This is a genomic window from Oceanibaculum sp., from assembly GCF_022449305.1.
In the GTDB taxonomy this organism is placed as follows: Bacteria; Pseudomonadota; Alphaproteobacteria; order Oceanibaculales; family Oceanibaculaceae; genus Oceanibaculum; species Oceanibaculum indicum.
In genome coordinates this window covers 1-20,104 of sequence record NZ_JAKUSO010000048.1, presented here as the reverse complement: position 1 = coordinate 20,104, position 20,104 = coordinate 1, and the positions used below count along the sequence as shown (strand labels likewise).

The 20,104-nt window shown below is 63.7% G+C and carries 19 protein-coding genes and 3 tRNA genes; 7 read left to right on the top strand and 15 right to left on the bottom strand.

Features of this window, described 5'->3' with window-relative positions; all coding sequences use genetic code 11:
- Positions 1-36 precede the first annotated feature (36 nt).
- From MK313_RS13565 to MK313_RS13545, 5 genes are all read right to left on the bottom strand, one after another.
- The gene (locus MK313_RS13565; RefSeq protein ID WP_287782190.1) at positions 37-702 is read right to left on the bottom strand and encodes a protein-L-isoaspartate O-methyltransferase family protein; all 666 of its coding nucleotides are present in this window, start codon (positions 700-702) and stop codon (positions 37-39) included.
- A gap of 174 nt (positions 703-876) precedes the next feature.
- Positions 877-951: transfer RNA gene (locus tag MK313_RS13560), tRNA-Asn, on the bottom strand.
- Between the two features lie 167 nt (positions 952-1,118).
- Positions 1,119-1,192 (bottom strand) — tRNA-Cys (locus MK313_RS13555).
- A gap of 92 nt (positions 1,193-1,284) precedes the next feature.
- Entirely contained in the window at positions 1,285-2,910 is a 1,626-nt protein-coding gene (locus tag MK313_RS13550) for a CYTH and CHAD domain-containing protein (protein WP_287782188.1), read from the bottom strand.
- Between the two features lie 132 nt (positions 2,911-3,042).
- Positions 3,043-3,558 carry a SixA phosphatase family protein gene (locus tag MK313_RS13545; protein ID WP_183077856.1) on the bottom strand — a complete coding sequence of 172 codons (516 nt, stop codon included), beginning with the start codon at positions 3,556-3,558 and terminating at the stop codon, positions 3,043-3,045.
- Between the two features lie 233 nt (positions 3,559-3,791).
- On the opposite strand from MK313_RS13545, the gene MK313_RS13540 reads away from it, so the two are divergent.
- The 3 genes from MK313_RS13540 (at position 3,792) to MK313_RS13530 (ending at position 6,237) form a co-directional block, all read left to right on the top strand.
- Entirely contained in the window at positions 3,792-4,307 is a 516-nt protein-coding gene (locus tag MK313_RS13540) for a GNAT family N-acetyltransferase (RefSeq protein WP_008943538.1), read from the top strand.
- An 80-nt stretch (positions 4,308-4,387) separates the two neighbouring features.
- On the top strand, positions 4,388-5,239 hold the full coding sequence (gene sseA, locus MK313_RS13535; RefSeq protein WP_287782185.1) for a 3-mercaptopyruvate sulfurtransferase: 852 nt from the start codon (positions 4,388-4,390) through the stop codon (positions 5,237-5,239).
- Complete coding sequence (locus MK313_RS13530) at positions 5,236-6,237, top strand: GNAT family acetyltransferase (RefSeq protein ID WP_287782183.1); 1,002 nt, start codon at positions 5,236-5,238, stop codon at positions 6,235-6,237. The genes sseA and MK313_RS13530 overlap by 4 nt, the downstream gene beginning before the upstream one ends.
- Positions 6,238-6,307: 70 nt before the next feature.
- On the opposite strand, the gene MK313_RS13525 is transcribed toward MK313_RS13530, so the two are convergent.
- From MK313_RS13525 to MK313_RS13510, 4 genes are all read right to left on the bottom strand, one after another.
- Positions 6,308-7,093 carry an amino acid ABC transporter ATP-binding protein gene (locus MK313_RS13525; RefSeq protein ID WP_121217901.1) on the bottom strand — a complete coding sequence of 262 codons (786 nt, stop codon included), beginning with the start codon at positions 7,091-7,093 and terminating at the stop codon, positions 6,308-6,310.
- Between the two features lie 18 nt (positions 7,094-7,111).
- The gene (locus tag MK313_RS13520; RefSeq protein ID WP_121217903.1) at positions 7,112-8,461 is read right to left on the bottom strand and encodes an amino acid ABC transporter permease; all 1,350 of its coding nucleotides are present in this window, start codon (positions 8,459-8,461) and stop codon (positions 7,112-7,114) included.
- Positions 8,462-8,464: 3 nt separating this feature from the next.
- Positions 8,465-9,661, bottom strand: a complete 1,197-nt coding sequence (locus MK313_RS13515) for an amino acid ABC transporter permease (protein ID WP_287782179.1) — start codon at positions 9,659-9,661, stop codon at positions 8,465-8,467.
- A gap of 80 nt (positions 9,662-9,741) precedes the next feature.
- Complete coding sequence (locus MK313_RS13510) at positions 9,742-10,782, bottom strand: amino acid ABC transporter substrate-binding protein (RefSeq protein ID WP_008943544.1); 1,041 nt, start codon at positions 10,780-10,782, stop codon at positions 9,742-9,744.
- Between the two features lie 448 nt (positions 10,783-11,230).
- Between MK313_RS13510 and metC the strand changes: the two genes are divergently transcribed.
- Both metC and hisI read left to right on the top strand, forming a co-directional pair.
- A complete protein-coding gene (metC, locus tag MK313_RS13505) occupies positions 11,231-12,412 on the top strand; it encodes a cystathionine beta-lyase (protein WP_287782178.1) in 1,182 nt (393 codons plus the stop codon).
- Positions 12,409-12,810: a phosphoribosyl-AMP cyclohydrolase gene (gene hisI / locus MK313_RS13500; protein ID WP_287782177.1), complete on the top strand. Its 402-nt coding sequence runs from the start codon at positions 12,409-12,411 to the stop codon at positions 12,808-12,810. The genes metC and hisI overlap by 4 nt, the downstream gene beginning before the upstream one ends.
- A gap of 17 nt (positions 12,811-12,827) precedes the next feature.
- On the opposite strand, the gene MK313_RS13495 is transcribed toward hisI, so the two are convergent.
- From MK313_RS13495 to MK313_RS13485, 3 genes are all read right to left on the bottom strand, one after another.
- Positions 12,828-14,420, bottom strand: a complete 1,593-nt coding sequence (locus MK313_RS13495; RefSeq protein ID WP_287782175.1) for a rhodanese-like domain-containing protein — start codon at positions 14,418-14,420, stop codon at positions 12,828-12,830.
- Between the two features lie 7 nt (positions 14,421-14,427).
- Positions 14,428-15,012: a cysteine dioxygenase family protein gene (locus MK313_RS13490; protein WP_121217911.1), complete on the bottom strand. Its 585-nt coding sequence runs from the start codon at positions 15,010-15,012 to the stop codon at positions 14,428-14,430.
- A 93-nt stretch (positions 15,013-15,105) separates the two neighbouring features.
- Positions 15,106-16,995 (bottom strand): ABC-F family ATP-binding cassette domain-containing protein, encoded by a 1,890-nt coding sequence (locus tag MK313_RS13485; protein ID WP_287782171.1) that lies wholly within the window; start codon positions 16,993-16,995, stop codon positions 15,106-15,108.
- Positions 16,996-17,117: 122 nt separating this feature from the next.
- On the opposite strand from MK313_RS13485, the gene MK313_RS13480 reads away from it, so the two are divergent.
- On the top strand, positions 17,118-17,597 hold the full coding sequence (locus MK313_RS13480; RefSeq protein ID WP_287782169.1) for a GNAT family N-acetyltransferase: 480 nt from the start codon (positions 17,118-17,120) through the stop codon (positions 17,595-17,597).
- A gap of 10 nt (positions 17,598-17,607) precedes the next feature.
- Here the strand turns inward: MK313_RS13480 and MK313_RS13475 are convergent, their stop codons facing one another.
- Positions 17,608-19,353: a diguanylate cyclase gene (locus MK313_RS13475; RefSeq protein WP_287782167.1), complete on the bottom strand. Its 1,746-nt coding sequence runs from the start codon at positions 19,351-19,353 to the stop codon at positions 17,608-17,610.
- A gap of 211 nt (positions 19,354-19,564) precedes the next feature.
- Between MK313_RS13475 and MK313_RS13470 the strand changes: the two genes are divergently transcribed.
- A complete protein-coding gene (locus tag MK313_RS13470; protein ID WP_008943552.1) occupies positions 19,565-19,771 on the top strand; it encodes a DUF3185 family protein in 207 nt (68 codons plus the stop codon).
- A gap of 20 nt (positions 19,772-19,791) precedes the next feature.
- Here MK313_RS13470 and MK313_RS13465 read toward each other — a convergent pair.
- Both MK313_RS13465 and MK313_RS13460 read right to left on the bottom strand, forming a co-directional pair.
- Positions 19,792-19,868, bottom strand: a tRNA-Arg gene (locus MK313_RS13465).
- 38 nt (positions 19,869-19,906) lie between these two features.
- On the bottom strand, positions 19,907-20,104 hold a 198-nt coding region (locus MK313_RS13460; RefSeq protein WP_287782164.1), incomplete at its 5' end, for an NADH dehydrogenase ubiquinone Fe-S protein 4.

Here is a 20,104-nt window from a genome sequence, read left to right as displayed (position 1 = left end):
AGGAAAACAAAGTGGGTAACCCTAACCCAGACAGGTTTAAAAAACGAACCCCAATTCCTTGGCGAAGCCCGGCAGCAGGGGTGTCGCCGCGTCGAACAGGACGCGCCGCGATGCCACGCCACCGGCCATGGTGACGATGACGGCCCGGCCGACACCGGCGATCTGCCCCGGCTCCCGTAGGACAGCGACCAGCCGGCCACCTTCCGCCAGTTGGTCCACCAGCGTGGCAGGGATCATCTCGACCGCACCGTTCAGCACGATCACATTATAGGGCGCCTGCTTGGCATAGCCTTCCGGCATGGCGCCATGAATGACGGCGGCATTGTCGCAGTTCAGCTCGGTCAGCAGACGGTTGGCTTCGTCCACCATCGGCTCCACCGCCTCCAGCCCCAGCACGGAGGCGGAAAGCCGCGCCAGGATGGCCGTGGAATAGCCGGTGGCACAGCCGATATCCAGCACGGCGTCGGTGGCGGCGATGCGCGCTTCCTGCAGCAGGCGGGCCAGCACCAGCGGCTCCATCAGATGGCGACCGTCGCCAATCGGCAAGTCTTCATCCAGATAGGCGATGCCGCGATAGGCCTTCGGCAAGAAGGATTCGCGCGGAATCGCCTCGAACGCCTCGATGATGGCCGTATTCGTCACCTTGTTGGTGCGAAGCTGGCTCTCGACCATATTGTGCCGCGCGGCCGCAAAATTCGTCATGATTCTATCCGGCAAGTGTCTGACGATATCGAACGGGAACAGCCCTTCGACAGGCAGCCGCAGCCGCCGTGCGCAGTTATATCCCCCTCCCCGCCGCCTGACAACGCCCGGGCGGGGCTGGATATAAAACGAAACAAAAAGGGGCACGCCTGAGACGTGCCCCTTTTTTCGAATTGGCTCCCCGGGACGGATTCGAACCGCCGGCCAAGCGGTTAACAGCCGCTTGCTCTACCGCTGAGCTACCGGGGATCAGCAACAGCGCGATATCCCGCTGCGATCCTTGGCGAACCGCTATCCGGTCCGCCGTGGGAGGCCGGCCTTATAGCAAAGCCCCTTCCCGCTTTCCAGCCCGAATTCACCGCCGCCGAAATATTAGCGGGGCATCCGAGCCGTCCCCCTGAAAAAACGGAAGCCGCTGGAGGCCCGGGCCGGAATCGAACCGACGTACAAGGATTTGCAGTCCTCTGCATAACCACTCTGCCACCGGGCCGGCGGCGACGGCCGTTTGACCGTGGGGCGGAAGATATAGGCTCCGCGCGGCGCCCGGGTCAAGCGCTCATGGCGCTCAGTGACACAGGATTGTCACGGCTTCGGGGATAGCGCCGGTCGGCGCCAGAAAATCTCGCCCGACCGCAGCCGGCGCCACAGCTTGTCCAGCTTTCGTCCGCCCTCGGATGACGCATGGCCATGCCAGCCCAGAATCAGGCCCGCCGCATGGGCACGCTGAAGATCCTTGCCCGACAGGCCTGCCATTCCCTTGGGCAGCAGCAGGCTCTCGGCAACCGCCGCATCATTCATATGGCCCAGCACTTCCTGCAGCGCAGCCAAGGCTTTCAGATAAGGTTCGGTCTTCTTCTTCGGGTACAGTCCGGAAAAGAATTCAGCGGCATAGCGCATCTTCTTCACATAGATGCGCAGGAGGTGGCGGTCGGCCGGCGGGCCGGCCATCAGGCGCTTGCCATTCTTGCGCAGCTTGCGGGACCGCCGGTCCAGCAGCGCATCGGCAAAGTCCCGCGCCGGCGCGAAGAGCTGCGCGCCGGTTTCCGTCAGCCCCTGTTCGCGCCAGCCGGCCTCGGCAATCCAGCGGCTGAGGTCGAGCAGCAGCCTTGTATAGCGGCGGTCGGCAATCACCGCGCGCGCGCGGTCATAGGCCAGCGCGCTCATCCGGTCGGATTCCGCCAGCAGGCCCGCCATACCGGGTGCCGCCGGGAAAACCGCCTGGACCGGGCGCACGATCTCCTCGCGGAACACATCATAATCCCGGGCGGGGCCCAGTTCGCTGGCCAGCCATTTCAGCTCCGCCTTGAAATGCGCCGCCTGTTCCGTCGGCAACACCGGCGCAAAGACCGTGAACAGCGAGCGCAGGCGGCGCAGCCCGACACGCATCTGATGCACGCCCTCCGGGTCATCGCCCTGGCAGACGACCGGTTCATTGGCGGCGATCTGCCTGACGCAGCTACGTACGCTGAGGGACAACACCTCCTCTAGCAGCATCTGCCGGTCCAGCGCCGGCCGGTCCGCCTTTTCCGGCCGTGGCTGGCGGTCCAGCAGCAGATCGTAGCCGCGTTTCGATTTGCCGGTATGGGCGACACGCAACGGAACATGCGTCAGCAGCTCCTGCGCCAGCGCGAAGACAAGGCCGACCGCCCCCTCTTCCAGCTCGATCTCCAGCTCGCAGAGTGCGGATTCCTTGGCACCAACCCGCACCACGCCACGGTCCAGGCAGATACTCAGCCTGCCGCCGCCGTAGCTGATGCTGCGTTCCCAGCGCCGGATATCGGTTTCGAAGATGGGCGCCAGCCCTTCCGCGACCGCCTGCTCGACCAGCAGGCGCAGATCGGCGTCGGCAATGCGATCCGGCATCGGCACCGCATGGGGCTGGGCATCGGGAACCGCCGCTTCCAGCTCGTCGCGCTGCGTAAGCCCGGCGGCATAGGCACCGCGCGCCTTCACGGCCTGGATATTCTGCCGCCCCTGCCGCCTGACCCGCAACTCGACGCCAGCGCGGGCGAGCAGAAGGTCCGGCGTATCGAAATAGATTGCCCGCAACTGCCGGCTGACCGTCCGGCCCGGCGCATGCCCCTTCCACAGCGGATGCCGCCAAAGACGCTCGGCCAGGGCCGGATCGAGAGCCAGCTTCAGTTCCGTTTCCCGAGGGCGCTTATTCTCCCGCCCTTCCCCACCAGATATCACCCCAGATAGCGCCACGGCAGCCTCAAATCCAAATTCAGCAAAATCCGCCCTATACGAATCCTGAAATTGGTGCAATCGCGGCTGGGCAAAAAACGACAACCAATCTGTAACATTATTGTAATATACGAGGCTGCTCCGCCCCGTTGCCTACACCAGATCCTTCGGGCTGGTGAAGCTGCGAAGTTCCGCATTCTTCCAGTCGATTTCAGCCCAGGGCTGTTTCGGTAGCGAGAATACGGCCAACGCACAGGTCGGATATTTCTGTTCCATGCGTTCGCGTGCGTCTTTCGCGCCGCTGCCGGCCAGCGACAGCGCGAATTCCTCCAGCGCCGGATTGTGGCCGACGACCAGAACCGATCCAGTATCCTCCGGCAAGGCCCTAACCATCTCGAGCAGCGACTTTGAATCGGCGCGATATATCGCCTTGTCGATGGTTAATGCCGGCTTGCCGGCCAGCCTGGGGCGGACCTGATCCAGGGTTTCCAGCGCCCGGCGCGCGGTCGAGCACAGAATCGCGTCCGGCCGGTAACCGCACTGCGCGAAATAGAGCCCCATGACGGTGGCCGCACGGAAGCCGCGCTCGTTCAGCGGGCGCTCCTCATCCTTCAGTCCCGGATCGTCCCAGCTCGATTTCGCGTGGCGCAGCAGATAAAGCGTCTTCATGGCGTACAGCATCCCTGATCGCGTTCTGGGCTATATAGTTATGCGAATGGAAAAAACGAAGTGACAAATTGACTTGGACGGAGGCGAAAGGGCATTGTCTGCAAGGGCGTAGCGCAATCCGGCGCCGGTCCGAAAGCGGCGCCCTCAAGCGGCATCAGCCATTCCCCGTTGTACCGGAGACCCGTTCCAGCGATGACAAGCGCCCTTCAGACCTTGCGCGGCAGGTAGCGGCGATGGCTTCCTTCGACATACGCTCTCCCGGTCCGCACGACATCGACGCCATCGTCGATCTTAGCCGCGAACTGTTGCAGTTTTACGGGGTCACGCCGCCCCTGCCACGCCCCGACATGATCCGCAAGCTGAAGGCCGCGCTGACGGGCGAGCGGAAGACTGTCGAGCTGCTGCTGGCGATGGATGGCGACGAGCCGCTGGGCATGGTCGTTTTCAGCGAAATCTATGCCGTGGCGATCTGCCGCAACTCCCTGTTCATTCAGGATATTTTCGTCACCAAGCGGGCTCGCGGCCTAGGCGTCGGCCTGGCGCTGATGCGAGCGCTGGCGGAGATTGCCCTGCAGCGCGGCGCCTTCCAGATCGACTGGACCGCCGACAGCTGGAACGAGGAGGCACGGCGCTTCTATGAGGGCATGGCAACACTGCTGAAGGCGGAGAAGATCTTCTACCGGCTGGCCGGCGGCAATCTCCGGCAGTTCCTCGACGGCGCCCGCGATCCGGCCATCGCCGCGAAATAGGCTGCCGCCGGATATCGTTGAACAGCAGCGGCGGCAGGGCTAGGCTCCCAGCTTCCCTAACGATTCTTTGGAGTTATCCGATGAGTTACGCCAAGCCCGACGCCCTGGTCTCGACGCAATGGCTGGCGGACCATCTCGATGATCCGACCGTCCGCATCGTCGATGCCAGCTATTACCTGCCGGCCATGAAGAAGAGCGGCCGCACCGAATTCGAGGCTCGGCACATTCCGGGGGCGGTGTTCTTCGACATCGACGATATCTCCGCCGAGGGGATGGACCTGCCCCACATGATGCCCAGCGCGGAGAAATTCGCGGCCAAGGCCCGCCAGCTCGGCATCGGCGACGGCCTGAAGGTGGTCGTCTATGACCAGTTCGGCCTGATGAGCGCGGCCCGCGCCTGGTGGATGCTGCGTGTCTTCGGCCACCAGAATGTCGCCGTGCTGGATGGCGGCCTGCCGAAATGGCTGGCCGAGGGCCGGCCCGTCGCGGACGGCCCCAGCCAGGCCACGGAAAAGCACTTCACCGCCCGCCCGAACGACGCGCTGCTGCGCCGGATCGACCAGATGAAGGCCAATCTGGACAGTAAGGCCGCGCAGATCGTCGATGCCCGTTCCGCCGGGCGCTGGCGCGGCGAGGAACCGGAAGTCTGGCCGGGCCGCAAGGGACGGATTCCGGGCAGCCTGAACGTGCCCTTCACCGACCTTCTGAACCCCGAGGACAAGACGCTGAAATCGGGCGAGGCGCTGCGCGCCCGCTTCACCGAGGCCGGCGTCGATCTCGACAAGCCCATCGTCGCCAGCTGCGGCTCTGGCGTGACGGCCTGCGTGCTGGCGCTGGGTCTCTATCTCGTCGGGCGCGACGATGTCGCGGTCTATGACGGCAGCTGGGCCGAATGGGGCAAGCGCGACGATACGCCGGTGGCTGTAGGATGACGCTCTCCATCCGCCCGATGCGGCCGGATGAGGCTGGCGAGGTCGCCGACCTCTGGCGCAAATGCAACCTGACCGTCTCCTACAACGACCCGGAGGCCGATATCGCCCGCGCCCGGGCCTGCCCCGGCAGCGACATCCTGGTCGGCGAGACGGAGGACGGACGCATCGCTGCCACCGTCATGGTTGGCAGCGAAGGCCATCGCGGCTGGATGTACTATGTCGCCGTCGATCCCGATATCCAGGGTGGCGGGCATGGCCGCACCATGGTGAAGGCGGCGGAAGACTGGCTGGAGCGCCATGGCATCTGCAAGGTCATGCTGCTGGTCCGCCCGACCAACACGAAGGTGAAGGCGTTCTACGAGAATCTCGGCTATGCCGAGGAGGAACGCAGCCTGTTGACGCGCTGGCTGCGTGGTGGCCCTGAAACGGATACTGACCCTGCCGAGCTGTGGACGATAGAGACCACTGTCACCTATCTGGAGATGTCCCGCCAGCCGACGCGCCCGACAGTGCCGGCGCCGTCCGGACTGCGGCTCGGCCTGCAGCGGGCGGAGAACCCGACCGTCTCCTTCTACCGCTATCTCTACAACAGCATCGGCGCGCCCTGGGCCTGGGTGAACCAGCGCCTGAAGACCGATGAGGAGATTGCCGCCACCATCCAGGACGCGAAGGTCGAGCTCTATGTGCTGACGGTGGGTGGGGTGCCGGCCGGCATGGTGCAGCTCGACCGCCGCGAGGCCGATGTCGTGGACCTCGCCTATTTCGGCCTGATGCCGGAATTCATCGGGTCAGGACTGGGTGGCTACCTGCTGAACTGGGGCATCGATCAGGCCTGGAGCAGTTCGCCCGGGAAGGTTACCGTAAACACCTGCGACCTCGATCACCCGCGCGCCCTGCCGCTCTACCAGAAGATGGGCTTCCAGCCGGTGCGGCGCGAGGTCTGCCGGTTGCCGCATCCGCACCTCTTCGGGCTGGAGGTGCCAGCACACCGGCGCTGACCCGAACCGCAAAAGCAAAAGCCGGCGATGGGCACCCACCGCCGGCTTTTTTTATGCGTGAAACCTGGGATCAGTGATCCAGGATCTGGCTCAGGAACAGCTTGGTGCGGTCGGACTTCGGGTTGGTGAAGAATTCCGACGGCACGTTCTGCTCCACGATCTCGCCCTGGTCCATGAAGATGATGCGGTCGGCCACCTTGTTGGCGAAGCCCATCTCATGCGTGACCACCAGCATGGTCATGCCGGTCTCGGCCAGGCCGACCATCACATCCAGCACTTCCTTGATCATCTCCGGGTCGAGGGCCGAGGTCGGCTCGTCGAACAGCATGATCGACGGGTTCATGCACAGCGAGCGGGCAATCGCCACGCGCTGCTGCTGGCCGCCCGACAGCTGTCCCGGATATTTGTCCGCCTGCTCGGGAATCTTCACCCGGGTCAGGTATTGCATGGCGATTTCCTCGGCCTCGCGCTTGGGTGTCTTCTTCACCCAAATCGGGGCCAGGGTGCAGTTCTCAAGCACGGTAAGATGCGGAAACAGGTTGAAGCTCTGGAACACCATGCCGACATCGCCGCGGATCGCGTCGATGTTCTTCAAATTGCTGTCCAGCGTCACGCCATTGACCAGGATGTCACCCTTCTGGTGTTCCTCCAGGCGGTTGATGCAGCGGATCAGGGTGGACTTGCCCGACCCTGACGGCCCGCAGATGACGATGCGTTCGCCCTTATAGACCGAGAGGTTGATGTCCTTCAGGACGTGGAACTCGCCATACCATTTGTTCACATTGGCGAGTTCGATCACGACCTCGTTCTGGATCTGCGACTTGATGTGGGATTCGCTGACCGCTTCGACGCTCATGGATGAGACTCCTAATTTCTAGCGCCGCGCCTGACCGGCGCCGAGGGTACGTTCCAGGCGCTGGCTGTATCGCGACATCGCATAGCAGAAGATGAAGAAGACGAAGGCCCCGAATACGAAGGGTTCGGTGTGCAGCCCGTTCCATTGCGGGTTCTGGCTCACCGCCTTCAGCATCAGCAGCAGGTCGTAGAGGCCGATGATGGAGACCAGCGTGGTGTCCTTGAACAGGCCGATGAAATTGCTGACGATATTGGGAATCATCAGCTTCAGCGCCTGCGGCATCACCACCAGCCCCATCATCTTCCAGTAGCTGAGGCCCATCGACTGGGCCGCCTCATACTGGCCGCGGGGAATTGCCTGCAACCCGCCGCGCACGATTTCCGCCATATAGGCGGCCGCGAACAGGCAGACCGCGATGATCACCTGGATCAGCTTGTTCAGCACCATCGTCTCGGGCAGGAACAGCGGCATCATGGTGACCGCCATGAACAGGATGGTGATCAGCGGCACCGACCGGAACAGTTCGATAAAGACGATCGACGCCGTGCGGATGACCGGCATCTTCGAGCGCCGCCCCAGCGCCAGCACCACACCCGCCGGCAGCGCCGTGGTGATGGCAATGCCGGAGATCACCAGCGTCAGGAACAGGCCACCCCAGTTGTTGGTCGGGATATCCCGCAGTTCCCAGGGCATCTGGATCGCAAACACGATGACCAGCGCGACCAGGAAGGCCCCGACCAGGATATTGCGCTGTACCCTGGGATCGGTATCGTCGCCCTTCCCCGCCAGACTCAGGATTGTCGCTGGCAGCGACCGGCCGGTGAGCAGGCAGCAGGCGACATGCAGCCAGATCGACAGGAAGGTGACGATGGCCGCCGACAGCATGAACTGCACGAAGAGGCCCTTGTCCCCGCCGGCGAACATATAGCCGGCGAAGAACGGGAAGATCAGGACGGCCGACAGGCCGATGCCGATCTTGCCGGTGACGCGCGGAATCCAGCAGGGCGCCATCCAGACCGCCAGCATGATGAAGCTGAAATTCACCCGCCATTGCTCGGCATAGGGATAACGGCCGTAGATGAAGGCGTTGAACCAGTGGAAGACACCGGCCCAGCACGCTCCTTCCGGGCTGGTATCGAGGCACTGGCGGCGGCTGTCGGCCACGAACACGGCCTTGGCGATCCCCCAGTCATAGAGGTGATAGAGGGTAAAGACGATCAGCCAGAGTGCGACCGCCGTCAGCAGCGTGTTGTACCAGGTGCTGAACAGGTTGCGGCGCAGCCAGCCCACCGGCCCCACCGTATTGGGCGGCGGCGGCAGGCTGGGTTTCGGACGGAACGTCACTTCGGTGGCATCGGTGTTCGCCATCGCTCAACGCTCCTTCAGCTGCACAGACTTGTTATAGACGTTCAGCGCCGCCGAAATGGTCAGGCTGACCGTCATGTAGAACAGCATGACCATCGCCACGATCTCGATGGCATAGCCCGACTGGTTCAGCGAGGTCTGCATGAAGACCGACACCAGATCGGGGAAGCCGATGGCGACAGCCAGCGAGGAATTCTTCACCACATTCATCCACACGCTGATGAGCGGCGGAACGATGGCGCGCATGGCCTGCGGGATCACGATCAGCCGGACCGTCAGGCCGGGCCGCAATCCAAGCGAATAGGAGGCTTCGGTCTGCCCGTGGCTGACCGACTGGATGCCGGCGCGCACATTTTCCGCGATGAAGGCGGAGTGATAGACCACGAGCGCAATCAGCAGGGAGCAAAAGGCCGGCGGAACGCTGGTACCACCCGTGAAATTGAAACCCTGCAGCACCGGATAATCGAAGCTGAGCGGCGCCCCGGTGACGGTGAACACCAGCAGCGGCAGAACGATGATCATGCCCAGTGACGGCCACAGCACCGGAATACGCTGCCCGGTGGAGGCCTGCTTGCGGTTGGAATGGTGCGCCAGCGCAATGGTGGCGACGATGGCTACCAGCAAGGCCAGGACCGTGACCCAGAACAGGTCGCCCGGCAGTGGCGACGGCATGTAGAAGCCGCGGTTGTTCAGCTCGAACACCCCGAAGATGTTCAGGCTGTCGCGGGGCCTGGGAAGGATCGAGAAAACCGCGAGATACCAGAACAGGATCTGCAGCAGCAGCGGCGTGTTGCGCAGGATTTCCACGTACCAGGCCGCCAGCTTGGCGATCAGCCAGTTGCTGGAAAGCCTGAGAATGCCGACCACGAAGCCCAGTATCGTCGTAAAGAAGATCGCGACGACCGAGACGATCAGCGTATTCGTGATGCCGACGAGATAGACCCGCCCGTAGGTATCCGACGGTTCATAGGGAATGATGTGCCAGGCAATCGCGAACCCGGCGGTATTGCCGAGGAAGTCGAAGCCCGAACTCATGCCCCGTGTCGCGAGATTGTGCGAGGTGGTGGTGAAGAGGAACCACGCGCACCACACGATCAGCGCGAAGGCAACGATCTGATAGAAGACGGAGCGGTACCGTTCGTCATTCACCATCGAGGCAAACGACGTCTCCCGCGCCGGCGAGCCTTTTTCCAGCATCGCCATCCCAGTACTCCGCAAATATGAACGGTCTTACGAAGAACGCCCGGCCGGGAAATCCCAGGCCGGGCGCTTGTTCGTAACGCTTACCGGAACGGCGGGGCGTACATCAGGCCGCCCTCGGTCCACAGCGCATTCTGCGACCCGGCACGCGGGATGCCAATGGCACCCGGGCCTTCGCCCATGTACTTCTCGTACACTTCGCCGTAATTGCCGACATGCTTGATGATGTTGTAGGCCCAGTCCTGACTGAGGCCGAGGCCCTTGCCAAGCTCACCCTCGACGCCCAGGAAGCGCGCGACTTCCGGGTTCGGCGGGCTGGCCTTCATCTGATCGACATTCTTCGAGTTCACGCCGTATTCCTCGGCCGCGATCAGCGCGAAGACCGACCAGCGGACGATCTGGAACCACTGGTCATCACCATTACGCACGGCCGGGCCAAGCGGTTCCTTGGAGATGGTCTCCGGCAGAATCACGTGGTCGTTCTGGTTCGCGAACTTGGCACGCGAGGAGGCCAGACCGGACTTGTCATTGGTGATCGCATCGCAACCGCCCTGGGAATAGGTCTGGTCACGCACGTTGTTGTCCTCGAACACGATCGGCTTGAGGTCCAGGCCGAGCGTCCGGCTGTAGTCCGTCAGGTTCAGCTCCGTCGTGGTGCCGGTCAGCACGCACACGGTGGCGCCCTTCAGCTCCTTCGCGCTCTTCAGCCCGAGCGACTTCGGAACCATGAAGCCCTGACCGTCATAGAAGTTGATGCCCGCGAACTTCAGGCCCAGCTGCGTGTCGCGGAAGATCGTCCAGGTCGCGGTGCGCGACAGCATGTCCGACTCGCCATTGGCCAGCGCGGTGAAACGCACGGCGCTGGTCACCGACTGGAATTCGACCTTGCTGGGGTCGCCGAAGATTGCGGTCGCCACGGCGCGGCAGATCGAAACGTCGCTGCCGGACCAGTTGCCGTTCTGATCGAGCACATAGAAGCCCGGAGACGGAATACCGACCTGACAACGCAGATGACCGCGCTGCTTGACCTGTTCGAGAGTGCTCTGGGCCGCCGCGGTACCGGCCGTGACGGCGAAACCCGCCAGAAGACCGAGTCCGAGACCCAAAAGGCTCAGCTTTTTCATCCTGAAACCACCCCTGTTAATTATGGTTTGTCGTACAGCCCGCAAAGGCCGGTCTGGTATGCGTAGCAAACAGCGCGCCAAACCGATCTCCCCGGTATCGAACAACTTTTTGGCTCTTGTTTCGGCCTTGTTGCCCAAATTCCGGTCAACTGCCGAAGTTCTAGGCCCTCGTTATTCGATGGCTGGTATTCCACCACGCGATGGCAAGTTTTGGCAAGCATTCGACGCAAATGGGCAAACTCACTGCCCAAAGCCCCCTGCGAACGACATCCGGAGCAGCCGGCTGAACAGCCGTGACACAGGCATCCGGCGACGGGGCCAGCGGCGGGGCCAGTAGCGGGGGTTGACACCGCTTTGCAGCCGTTCCTAGCTATCGCCCTAGCTGACGGTCGGATATCAACGTTCCGTTTTCTCACGATCTTCGCGCAGGCCATGGGAGCCGACAAAAATGAAAAAGACGATGACCAAGGACACCATGCTGGCCCATCTGGGGCGGAAGGTCGCGACCGAGAACCGGATCATCAACACACCGGTCTTCCACGCCTCGACGATCACCCACAAGACCCTGGAGTCCTGGGAGAACCGCAACCGCGATCTCTATAAGGACATGGCCTATGGGCGCTATGGCACGCCGACCAGCTTCGCCTTGCAGGAGGCGATGGCGGAGATCGAGGGCGGCGACCGCGCCCTGCTCTACCCGTCCGGCATGGCGGCGATTGCCGCGTCGATCCTGGCCTTTGTGAATGCCGCCGACCACATCCTGGTCTGCGACGTGGTCTATGCGCCGACCCGCAAATATTGCGATGGCGTGCTGACCAAGCTGGGCGTGGAGACGACCTATTTCGCGCCTGGCATCGGTTCCGGCATCGCGGAGCTGATCCGCCCGAACACCAAGCTGGTCTATGTCGAATCGCCGGGCACCCACACTTTCGAGATCCAGGACATCCCGGCCATCGCGGAAGCCGCCCACAAGGCCGGCTGCGTGGTGCTGCACGACAATACCTGGGCCACGCCGCTCTATTTCGACAGTTTCAACAAGGGTGTGGACGTCTCGATCCATGCCGCCACGAAGTATGTCGTCGGCCATTCCGACGCCATGTTGGGCATCGTGGTGACAAAGAACGAGCATTTCGCGCCGCTGTCCGCCGTGACCAGCGCGATGGGCTACTGCGTGGCGCCGGACGATGCCTATCTGGGCCTGCGCGGCCTGCGCACCATGTCGGTGCGGCTGAAGCAGCACCACAAGAACGGTCTGGCGGTCGCCGAATGGCTGGAAAAGCGCCCGGAAGTGTCCCGTGTGCTGCACCCCGCCCTGCCCGGCAATCCGCATCATGCGCTGTGGAAGCGCGACTTCACCGGTGCCTCCGGCCTGTTCGGCGTGGTGCTGAAGGACGTGCCGAAGCCGGCGCTGGCGGCGATGATCGAAGGTCTGGACCTGTTCTCCATCGGCGCCAGCTGGGGCGGTTACGAGAGCCTTGTGACCACCTGCTATCCGCCGCGTACCGTGGAGGCCTGGAACCCCGAAGGCCCATTGCTGCGCCTGCATATCGGCCTGGAGGATTCCGCCGATATCATCGCCGACCTTGAGGCCGGCTTCGAGCGCATGAACAAGCTTAAGGCGGCCGCATGAGTGACGCGCTGTTCGGTGCCATAAAATTCGACGAGAACGGGCTGGTCCCGGCCATCGCCCAGCAGCACGACACGGGCGAGGTGCTGATGATGGCCTGGATGAACCGCGCCGCCATCGAGGAGACGCTGGCCACCGGCCGCGTGTGCTACTGGTCGCGCTCGCGCGGCGGTCTATGGCGCAAGGGCGAAAGCTCCGGCCAGGTGCAGGGGCTGAAGGAGCTGATCGTAGATTGCGACGGCGACACGCTGCTGCTGAAGGTCGATCAGCTGGGCGTCGCCTGCCATACCGGGCGGCGCAGCTGCTTCTATCGCGCCGTGCGCGATGGCGATCTCGTCGAGATCATGCCGGTCGAGGTCGATCCGAAGGCGCTCTATGGCGGCTGCGGCCACAAGCACTGAGCTTAGCCGCAGAAGCCTCAGAACTTCACGAAGCGCGCATCGCCATCGCGTTCGATCTGCCTGACCAGCTCGATCTCCCAGGACAGGTACTCGTTCATCGCTTCCTCGACCCCCTGCTCCCGGTCATAGGGTCGCAGATAAACGTCGTCCGGCTCGCTGGCGAGATGGGTCATGCCCTTCTCGACCGGCAGCCCGTCGGCACGCCAGCGGTCCGTCCCCCCAGCCAGCACCGAGACTTTGGACTCCGTCAGTGCCGCGAGGTCATAGGCGGCCAGCTTGGCCAGCCGGCCATCCTCCGAGGTCACCACATAATGCGCGGATTCCGGCATCTTGCGCAGTGCCTCGGCCAGCCGGGCACGGACGGCGAACCAGGCGCCCGGCACATGGCCGTGATCGCGGTAGTACAGGCTGCGTGCCACATCGACCACCATCGCCGATTCCGCCTCGATCAGCATCTGCAGGGATTCGGGCGAGACGCTCTTCATCGGCTCGCGGTCGAAGCCCAGCGTCGGCGGGATAAAATGGCCGGTTTCCAGATGTTCGGAAACCAGCGCATTTTCATAGACATAGACGTCATTCCAGCCCATCTGGATGAGCCAGGAGGCGGTCATGGTGGCGCGCACGCCATGATCGTCAATCAGCACGATCCGGGCATTGCGGGTCGCCACATAGGCATCGGTCGCCTGTACCAGCTGCCCGCCCGGCGCCGGCAACGAGCCGGGAACGCGGCTAACTGCGAATTCGGTCGGGTCGCGCACATCCAGCAGATAGAGCGAACAATCCTCCGCCTCGGCCCGGAAGCGGTCCACACCGGCGCGGTCAATTTTCTTCACGCTGAACCGCTTTGCGACATCGGCGGCATGGCTGCGGGCCGCTTCAAGCCCGCTGTCGGTGAGTTCGCCATAGCGGCGCATCTGGCCATGTTCCAGTTTATAGCCGGCCAGATGCCAGCCCATCGTGCCGTTGCGCAGCGCCACCACCTTGTTCGGGATGCCGGCATTGATGAGTGACTGCGCGCCGATGATGGAGCGCGTGCGTCCGGCGCAGTTCACCACCACCGTCGTGTCTGGTCCGGGCACCAGATCATGCACCCGGAAGGCCAGCTCCGCCCCCGGTACATTGATGCCGCCCGGAATATTCATGCTGGCATATTCGTCAAGCGGCCGGCTGTCGAGGATCACCAGCTTTTCGCCGGACTGCACCATTGCGTTCAGTTCCTCGGCGGAAACCGAGGGGGTGCCATATTCATGTTCGACAAATTCGCCGAACGCCTTGGAGGGGACATAGACGCCGCTGAACAGTTCCAGGCCGGCATGCACCCAGCCCTCGACGCCATTCTCCAGCACGGAAACGTCGCTGTAGCCCCAGCGCGACAGCTTCTCCGCCGCCCGTTCCGACAGACCGTCCCCGCCATCGCACAGGGCGATGCGCGCGCCCTTGCGCGGCACCAGCCGGGGAAGATCAAGCTCAAGCCGGCTCAGCGGTGCGTTGGAGGCCCAGAAAAGATGCCGTTTGCCGTAGCTGCCCTGTTCCCGGACATCGAGAATCGCCAGCTCACCGCCATCGCGAATCCAGCTCTTCAGGTCCCTCGCTGATACCGTGCGTGCCATGATCCCCTCACCTTACGATGGGAACGGAGGGGAAAAGCTGGCAGGTGCCCTTTTCCATGTCGAAATAGACCCGCTCCGTCAGCTGCTCCAGCCCCTTGCCATACATATGCAGGTGCAGGATCGGGGTTTCGGTCAGCACATGGATCGAGTGGATATCCTCCGGCATGAAGGCCAGCGATTCGCCGACGCCGACACTCACCTCGCGCTCCACCTCGACGCGCGCGCGGCCAGGCTCGCTGCCATCGTCGATGCGGCGGTAGATCTTGTTGTGCTCCGACCCCTCGATGCCGGCAATCACCGCCCAGGTCGTGTGATTGTGCGGCGAGCTTGCCTTGCCGGGCAGGCCGGAATTCAGATAGAGGGCGAAGCGGTTGTCGTCATCCTCCGACAGGCGGATGAACACGTCATCGCGCAGATCAGCCGCCGGAAAATCGCTGCGCGGGAACAACTCCCTCTTACGCGCCAACGAGGCAAGCTCCGTCCGCATGGCTTCCAGGGAAGCGCGATTGACCCCTTGTTCCTGTTCGATGGCGCGAATCCGGGCAACGGTTTCCGCCACAGCCTCGGCGCGCTGCGTTGCGGTGCTGCTCATTCTGTCCTCCCTCACGGCTTATGGGCCAAGCCTATGACGGTGCAGGACAAGGGGCAAGAAGGCTGCATGCAGCCCGGCCATGCCGATAATGGCCTAGCTGGCTTCCTCCAGCGCGGACTCGGCCTCCAGCCAGTCGGCCTCGGTCTCGGCAATCCTTTTTTCCAGCTCGCCCTGCACGCGCAGCAACTCGGCCAGCTTCTCCTTCGGGCCGTCATAGATCGACGGCTTCGCCAGCGCGGCGGTGATGCGCTGGTGTTCGTCATTCAGCCGTTGCAGCAGCTGCTCGGCGGCCTGGGCACGCTTGCGCAGGGGGGCAAGGTTCTTGCGGTGCGCGGCGGCGTTACGCCGGGCCTCTCGCCGCTCCTCGGCGGTCATGTCCGCCTTGGGATCGGCGCCCGCGGCCTCCTCGCGTGCTTCCCGGGCCTGCCCGAGGATCAGCTTGCGGTAATCATCCATATCGCCATCGAAGGGCGTCACCCGGCCGTCGGCGACCAGCAGCAGCCGGTCGGCGGTCAGCTCCAGCAGGTGCGGATCATGGCTGATGATGACCACAGCACCGGCAAACTCGTTCAGCGCCTGGATCAGCGCGTCGCGGGCCTCGACATCGAGATGGTTGGTTGGTTCGTCGAGAATCAGCAGGTTCGGCGATTCGACCGCCATCATCGCCAGCGTCAGGCGCGCGCGCTCGCCGCCGGACAGCGCCGATACGGAGACATCGGCCTTGTTCTTGGAAAAGCCGAAGCTGCCAAGAAACTGGCGCACCTTCTCCGGTCGGGCTTCCGGCATCAGGTCCTTGATGTGGTCGTAAGGCGTCCTGCCGGCATCCAGATCCTCGATCTGGTGCTGGGCGAAGAAGCCGACACGCAGTTTCGCCGACCGGTGCTGGTCGCCCTGCATCGGCTGCAGCCGGCCGGCGATCAGCTTTGCCAGCGTCGATTTGCCGTTGCCGTTGGCGCCCAGCAGGCCGATCCGGTCATCCGGGTCGAGTCGGATATCGATGTTCCGCAGGATCGGCTTGCCCGCCTCATAGCCGACGGCGACCTTGTCGAAGGCAATCAGCGGCGGCGCCAGCTCGTCCGCTTCCGGGAAACGGAACACGACAGAGGCATCGTCGGCGGGCAGCACGATACTGCCCAGCTTCTCGATGGCCTTGATGCGGCTCTGCGCCTGCCGGGCCTTGCTGGCCTTGTAGCGGAAGCGGTCAACGAAGGCCTGCATATGCTTGCGCTGGGCGTCGATCTTGCGCTTCTGCGCATCGAGCTGCGCCAGCTTTTCCGCGCGCTGCCGGACGAAATTGTCGTAGGTGCCGCGATAATAGGTCAGCTTCGCATGTTCGAGATGCAGGATGCCATCCACCGCGCGGTTCAGCAGGTCGCGGTCATGGCTGACCAGCAGGATGGTGTGCGGATAGTGCTTCAGATAGCCTTCCAGCCACAGCGTGGCCTCAAGGTCCAGATGGTTGGTCGGTTCGTCCAGCAGCAGCAGTTCGGGGCGGGTGAACAAGGTCGCCGCCAGCGCCACGCGCATCCGCCAGCCGCCGGAGAAATCGTCCAGCGGGGTGTTCTGCGCATCGCTGTCGAAGCCGAGGCCGGCCAGGATGGAGGCGGCCCGGGATTCCGCATTATGCGCGCCGATATCGACCAGCCGGTGCTGGATTTCCGCGATGCGAACGGGATCGGTGGCGGAAAGCTCCTCCCGCCGCAGCGCCGTCAGCTCGGTATCGGCGGCCATCACCGCCTGCAGCGGTGTCGTGCTGCCGCCCGGCGCTTCCTGCGCCACCTTGCCGATGCGCGGCTTGCCGGCAAAGCCGATCGACCCGCCATCGACCTGAAGGTCGCCGGTGATCAGCTTCAGTAGCGTCGATTTGCCGGTACCGTTGCGCCCGACCATGCCGACCTTATGGCCGGTAGGCAAGGCAACAGTGGCCTCGTCGAACAGGACGCGGCCGGCGATTCGGAAGGTGAGGTTCTGAATTTGCAGCATGGCGCCTGCGAGATAGCACGCCAGCCCCCTGCCGCGAAAGCCTGCCGTGCGGTGCTGGCAATTGACAGCACGCGGAGCCGGCGGCAGGGTGCCGGCCTTTCCCGGAATGCTGGAGTAACGCCGTGTCCGCCGTAACGATTCGCGCCGCCCGTCCCGAGGACGCCGGCACCGTGCTGGAACTGACCCGGGCGCTGGCCCGCTTCATCAAGGCGGAGGACTGGTTCCTGGCCACGCTGGCCGATGTGGAGCGCGACTGTTTCGGCGAAGCACCGCGCTACGAGGCGTGGCTGGCCGAGGTGAAGGGCGCCCCCGCCGGCCTAGCCACGCTGTTCCCGACATACTCCACCTTCAAGGCCAAGCCCTGCCTGTTCGTGGACAGCCTCTATGTCGATGAGACGACGCGCGGCTATGGCGTCGGCAAGGTGCTGATGCGCCATATCTGCCAGCTGGCGGTCGAGCGCGGCTGCGTGCGCGTCGATCTGAACGTGCTGAACTGGAACCCGGCGCGCAGCTTCTATACCGGCCTCGGCATGCAGGAAACCGGCGAGCTGGGCATGACCATCACCGGCCCTGCCATGCGCAGCCTGGCCGGGCTGGACTGAGACCGAAGCCTCAGCCGGCCGGCGGGATCAGTTCCTCGAAGATCACGGCCCGGCCCCGCCCGTCCTTTTTCGCCTCATAGCGGGCGGTGTCCGCATTGGGAATGAAATGGTCGAGCGGGCGTTCCGGGCCGGTCAGGCAGGCGCCGATGCTGACCGCGACAGGGATCGTCGTGCCGTCGCCGATGCTGACCGGCTTGCCGGTGATCGCCGCCAGGATCTTGTCGGCGACGATGCGCAGCGTCTTGCGGTCGCAATCGGCGGCCAACAGTACGAATTCGTCACCGCCCCAGCGCCCGCAGACATCGTAGTTCCGGGCCACCCTCGACAGCCGCCGGCCGACCTCGATCAGCACCATGTCGCCGGCCTTGTGGCCATGGCTGTCATTCACCGTCTTCAGGTCGTCCAGATCGATGAGCAGCAGGCCCGGCGTTTCGCTGGACCGGGCTGCCCGGTTACGCTCCCGCTCCACCGCCTCCAGGAAGCCGCGGCGGTTATACAGCTCCGTCAGCGTATCGTGATTGGCCAGCTTCTCCAGCCGGGCCGTGCGCTCCTTCACCAGCGCTTCCAGCAGGTGGGTATGATCGCCCACCGATTTCGCCATGTCTGTCAGCGCGCGCGACAGCCGGCTGATCTCGTCACCGCCGCGCTCATCCGCGGCGGGCTTGTAGTCGCCGGCCTCCACCTGATGCAGCGCCTTCTCCAGGCCGGACAGCCGGTCCAGCACACTGCGCTTGAACAGCAGCGTCACCAGTGCGGCCGCCAGCACCAGCACGGCCCCCAGCAATGCCGCAATCGGCATGAACAGCTCACGCTCGATGATGCGGTCCACATCCATCAGGCTGACATTGTACCAGCCAAGCTGCTCCAGATAGCCGATGCCGGCCAGATAGCGCTTGCCATTGATGGTCACGAAGCGCGAGGCGACGGATTTCCCGCCGCGCGACACCTCCTCCATCATGCGGGCCAGTGCCTCGCCATCCTGCTTGCGGTCCAGCAGCGCGAAGATCGTCTTCTTCGCCTTCAGATCCTTGGTCAGGCTGTGAAAGTCGATCATACGCGGGTCGCGGTGCGCCTGGATGGCGCCGCTATGGTCGATGAACATGCTGTCCACACCGACCTGCGGGATATTCACCACCTCGCGAATGAAGTCGGTCAGGTCGATGCCGGTGCCGATGATGCCCAGCACCCGGTCGTCCTCGACGACCTTGCAGTTCACCCAGACCTTGGTAACCCGGATATTGTCGTCATGATCGACGTTCAGCTGGCAGCCCCGGCTCTCCTCTATGGTCTTGTAGTACCAGCCATCGCGGGGATTGTCCGGCGACAGGCGGTAGCGCAGCTGGTTGCCGGCGAACTCGTTGGCCTGGTTGTTGAAGTAGTAATTGCCGGACTCATGGATCACGAAGAAATAGCTGCCATCCCGGAAGGCGGCACGGTAATGCTCCAGCTCGGCAATGCCCCGCGCCCGCTTTTCCGCATCGTCCTCATCCAGCGCCCAGTCGTGGATTGCCGGCGCGCGCGCCAGGGTTTCCGCCAGCGAGGCCTCGCGGAACAGCGTCTCCAGCCCGCGATACCGGTCGTACAGGACCTGCTTTTCCGCGAACAGCGTGCCCAGCTTGATGATGGTGCGATCGACCATCGAATTGAAGGCCAGGTACGCGCAGGCGCCTATCGCCGCGAACATGACGACGGTCAGAAGGAAAACGCGGACCCGAAGACTGCTCTTGAAGGAACGGGAGAGGATGGCCAGCGGCATGAGGCAAGGTCAGCAATGAAAGCGGACAGGGTAACGGAGAGTAGCCGTTCCTCCGCCGGAGATGTAAGCGGATATTGCTGCTTTGCCGGAACAAATTTCGTCTTGCCAGGGTTGTACCTGTCATATCGGCCTGACGCCCGGCGGTTGCCGGCGCACAGGTCAAGTAACAGGAACTGTGAACATCCGATCAGGCAAACGAAAGGAAAGAAAAATGACCATGAGCCGAATTGCCGGGATCGTCGCCCTTGCCATCGGCGTGGTGCTGCTGATCTTCGCCCAGCAGGCCACGGAAGCGCCGGTGGAGGAACTCTCCAACACGCTGACCGGCCGCTATACGGACGAAACCATGTGGTATCTGGTGGCCGGCGTCGCGGCTGCCGTGGGCGGTGGCGCGCTGCTGATCTTCGGCCGACGCTAATCCACAAATACCGGAGGAAATGGCGACCCCGGCAGGGCTCGAACCTGCAACATCCGGCTTAGAAGGCCGGTGCTCTATCCAGTTGAGCTACGGGGCCGTTGATGAACTGGAGACCACCCGGCGGGCCTGGATGCGTCAGTGCGTCCAGGCCTGCATGCGGTTGGTGGCGAAATTGTCGGCATAGGCCTTCGGCTTGATGGTCCGGGCCTTCGGCTCCTCGACGACGAACTGCAGCCCATGCTTCTGGGCGTAGGCGATGGCCTCTTCCTTCGTGGCGAAGCGCAGGCGCACCTGGTTCATCGTATCGCCGGAGGAGACCCAGCCCATCAGCGG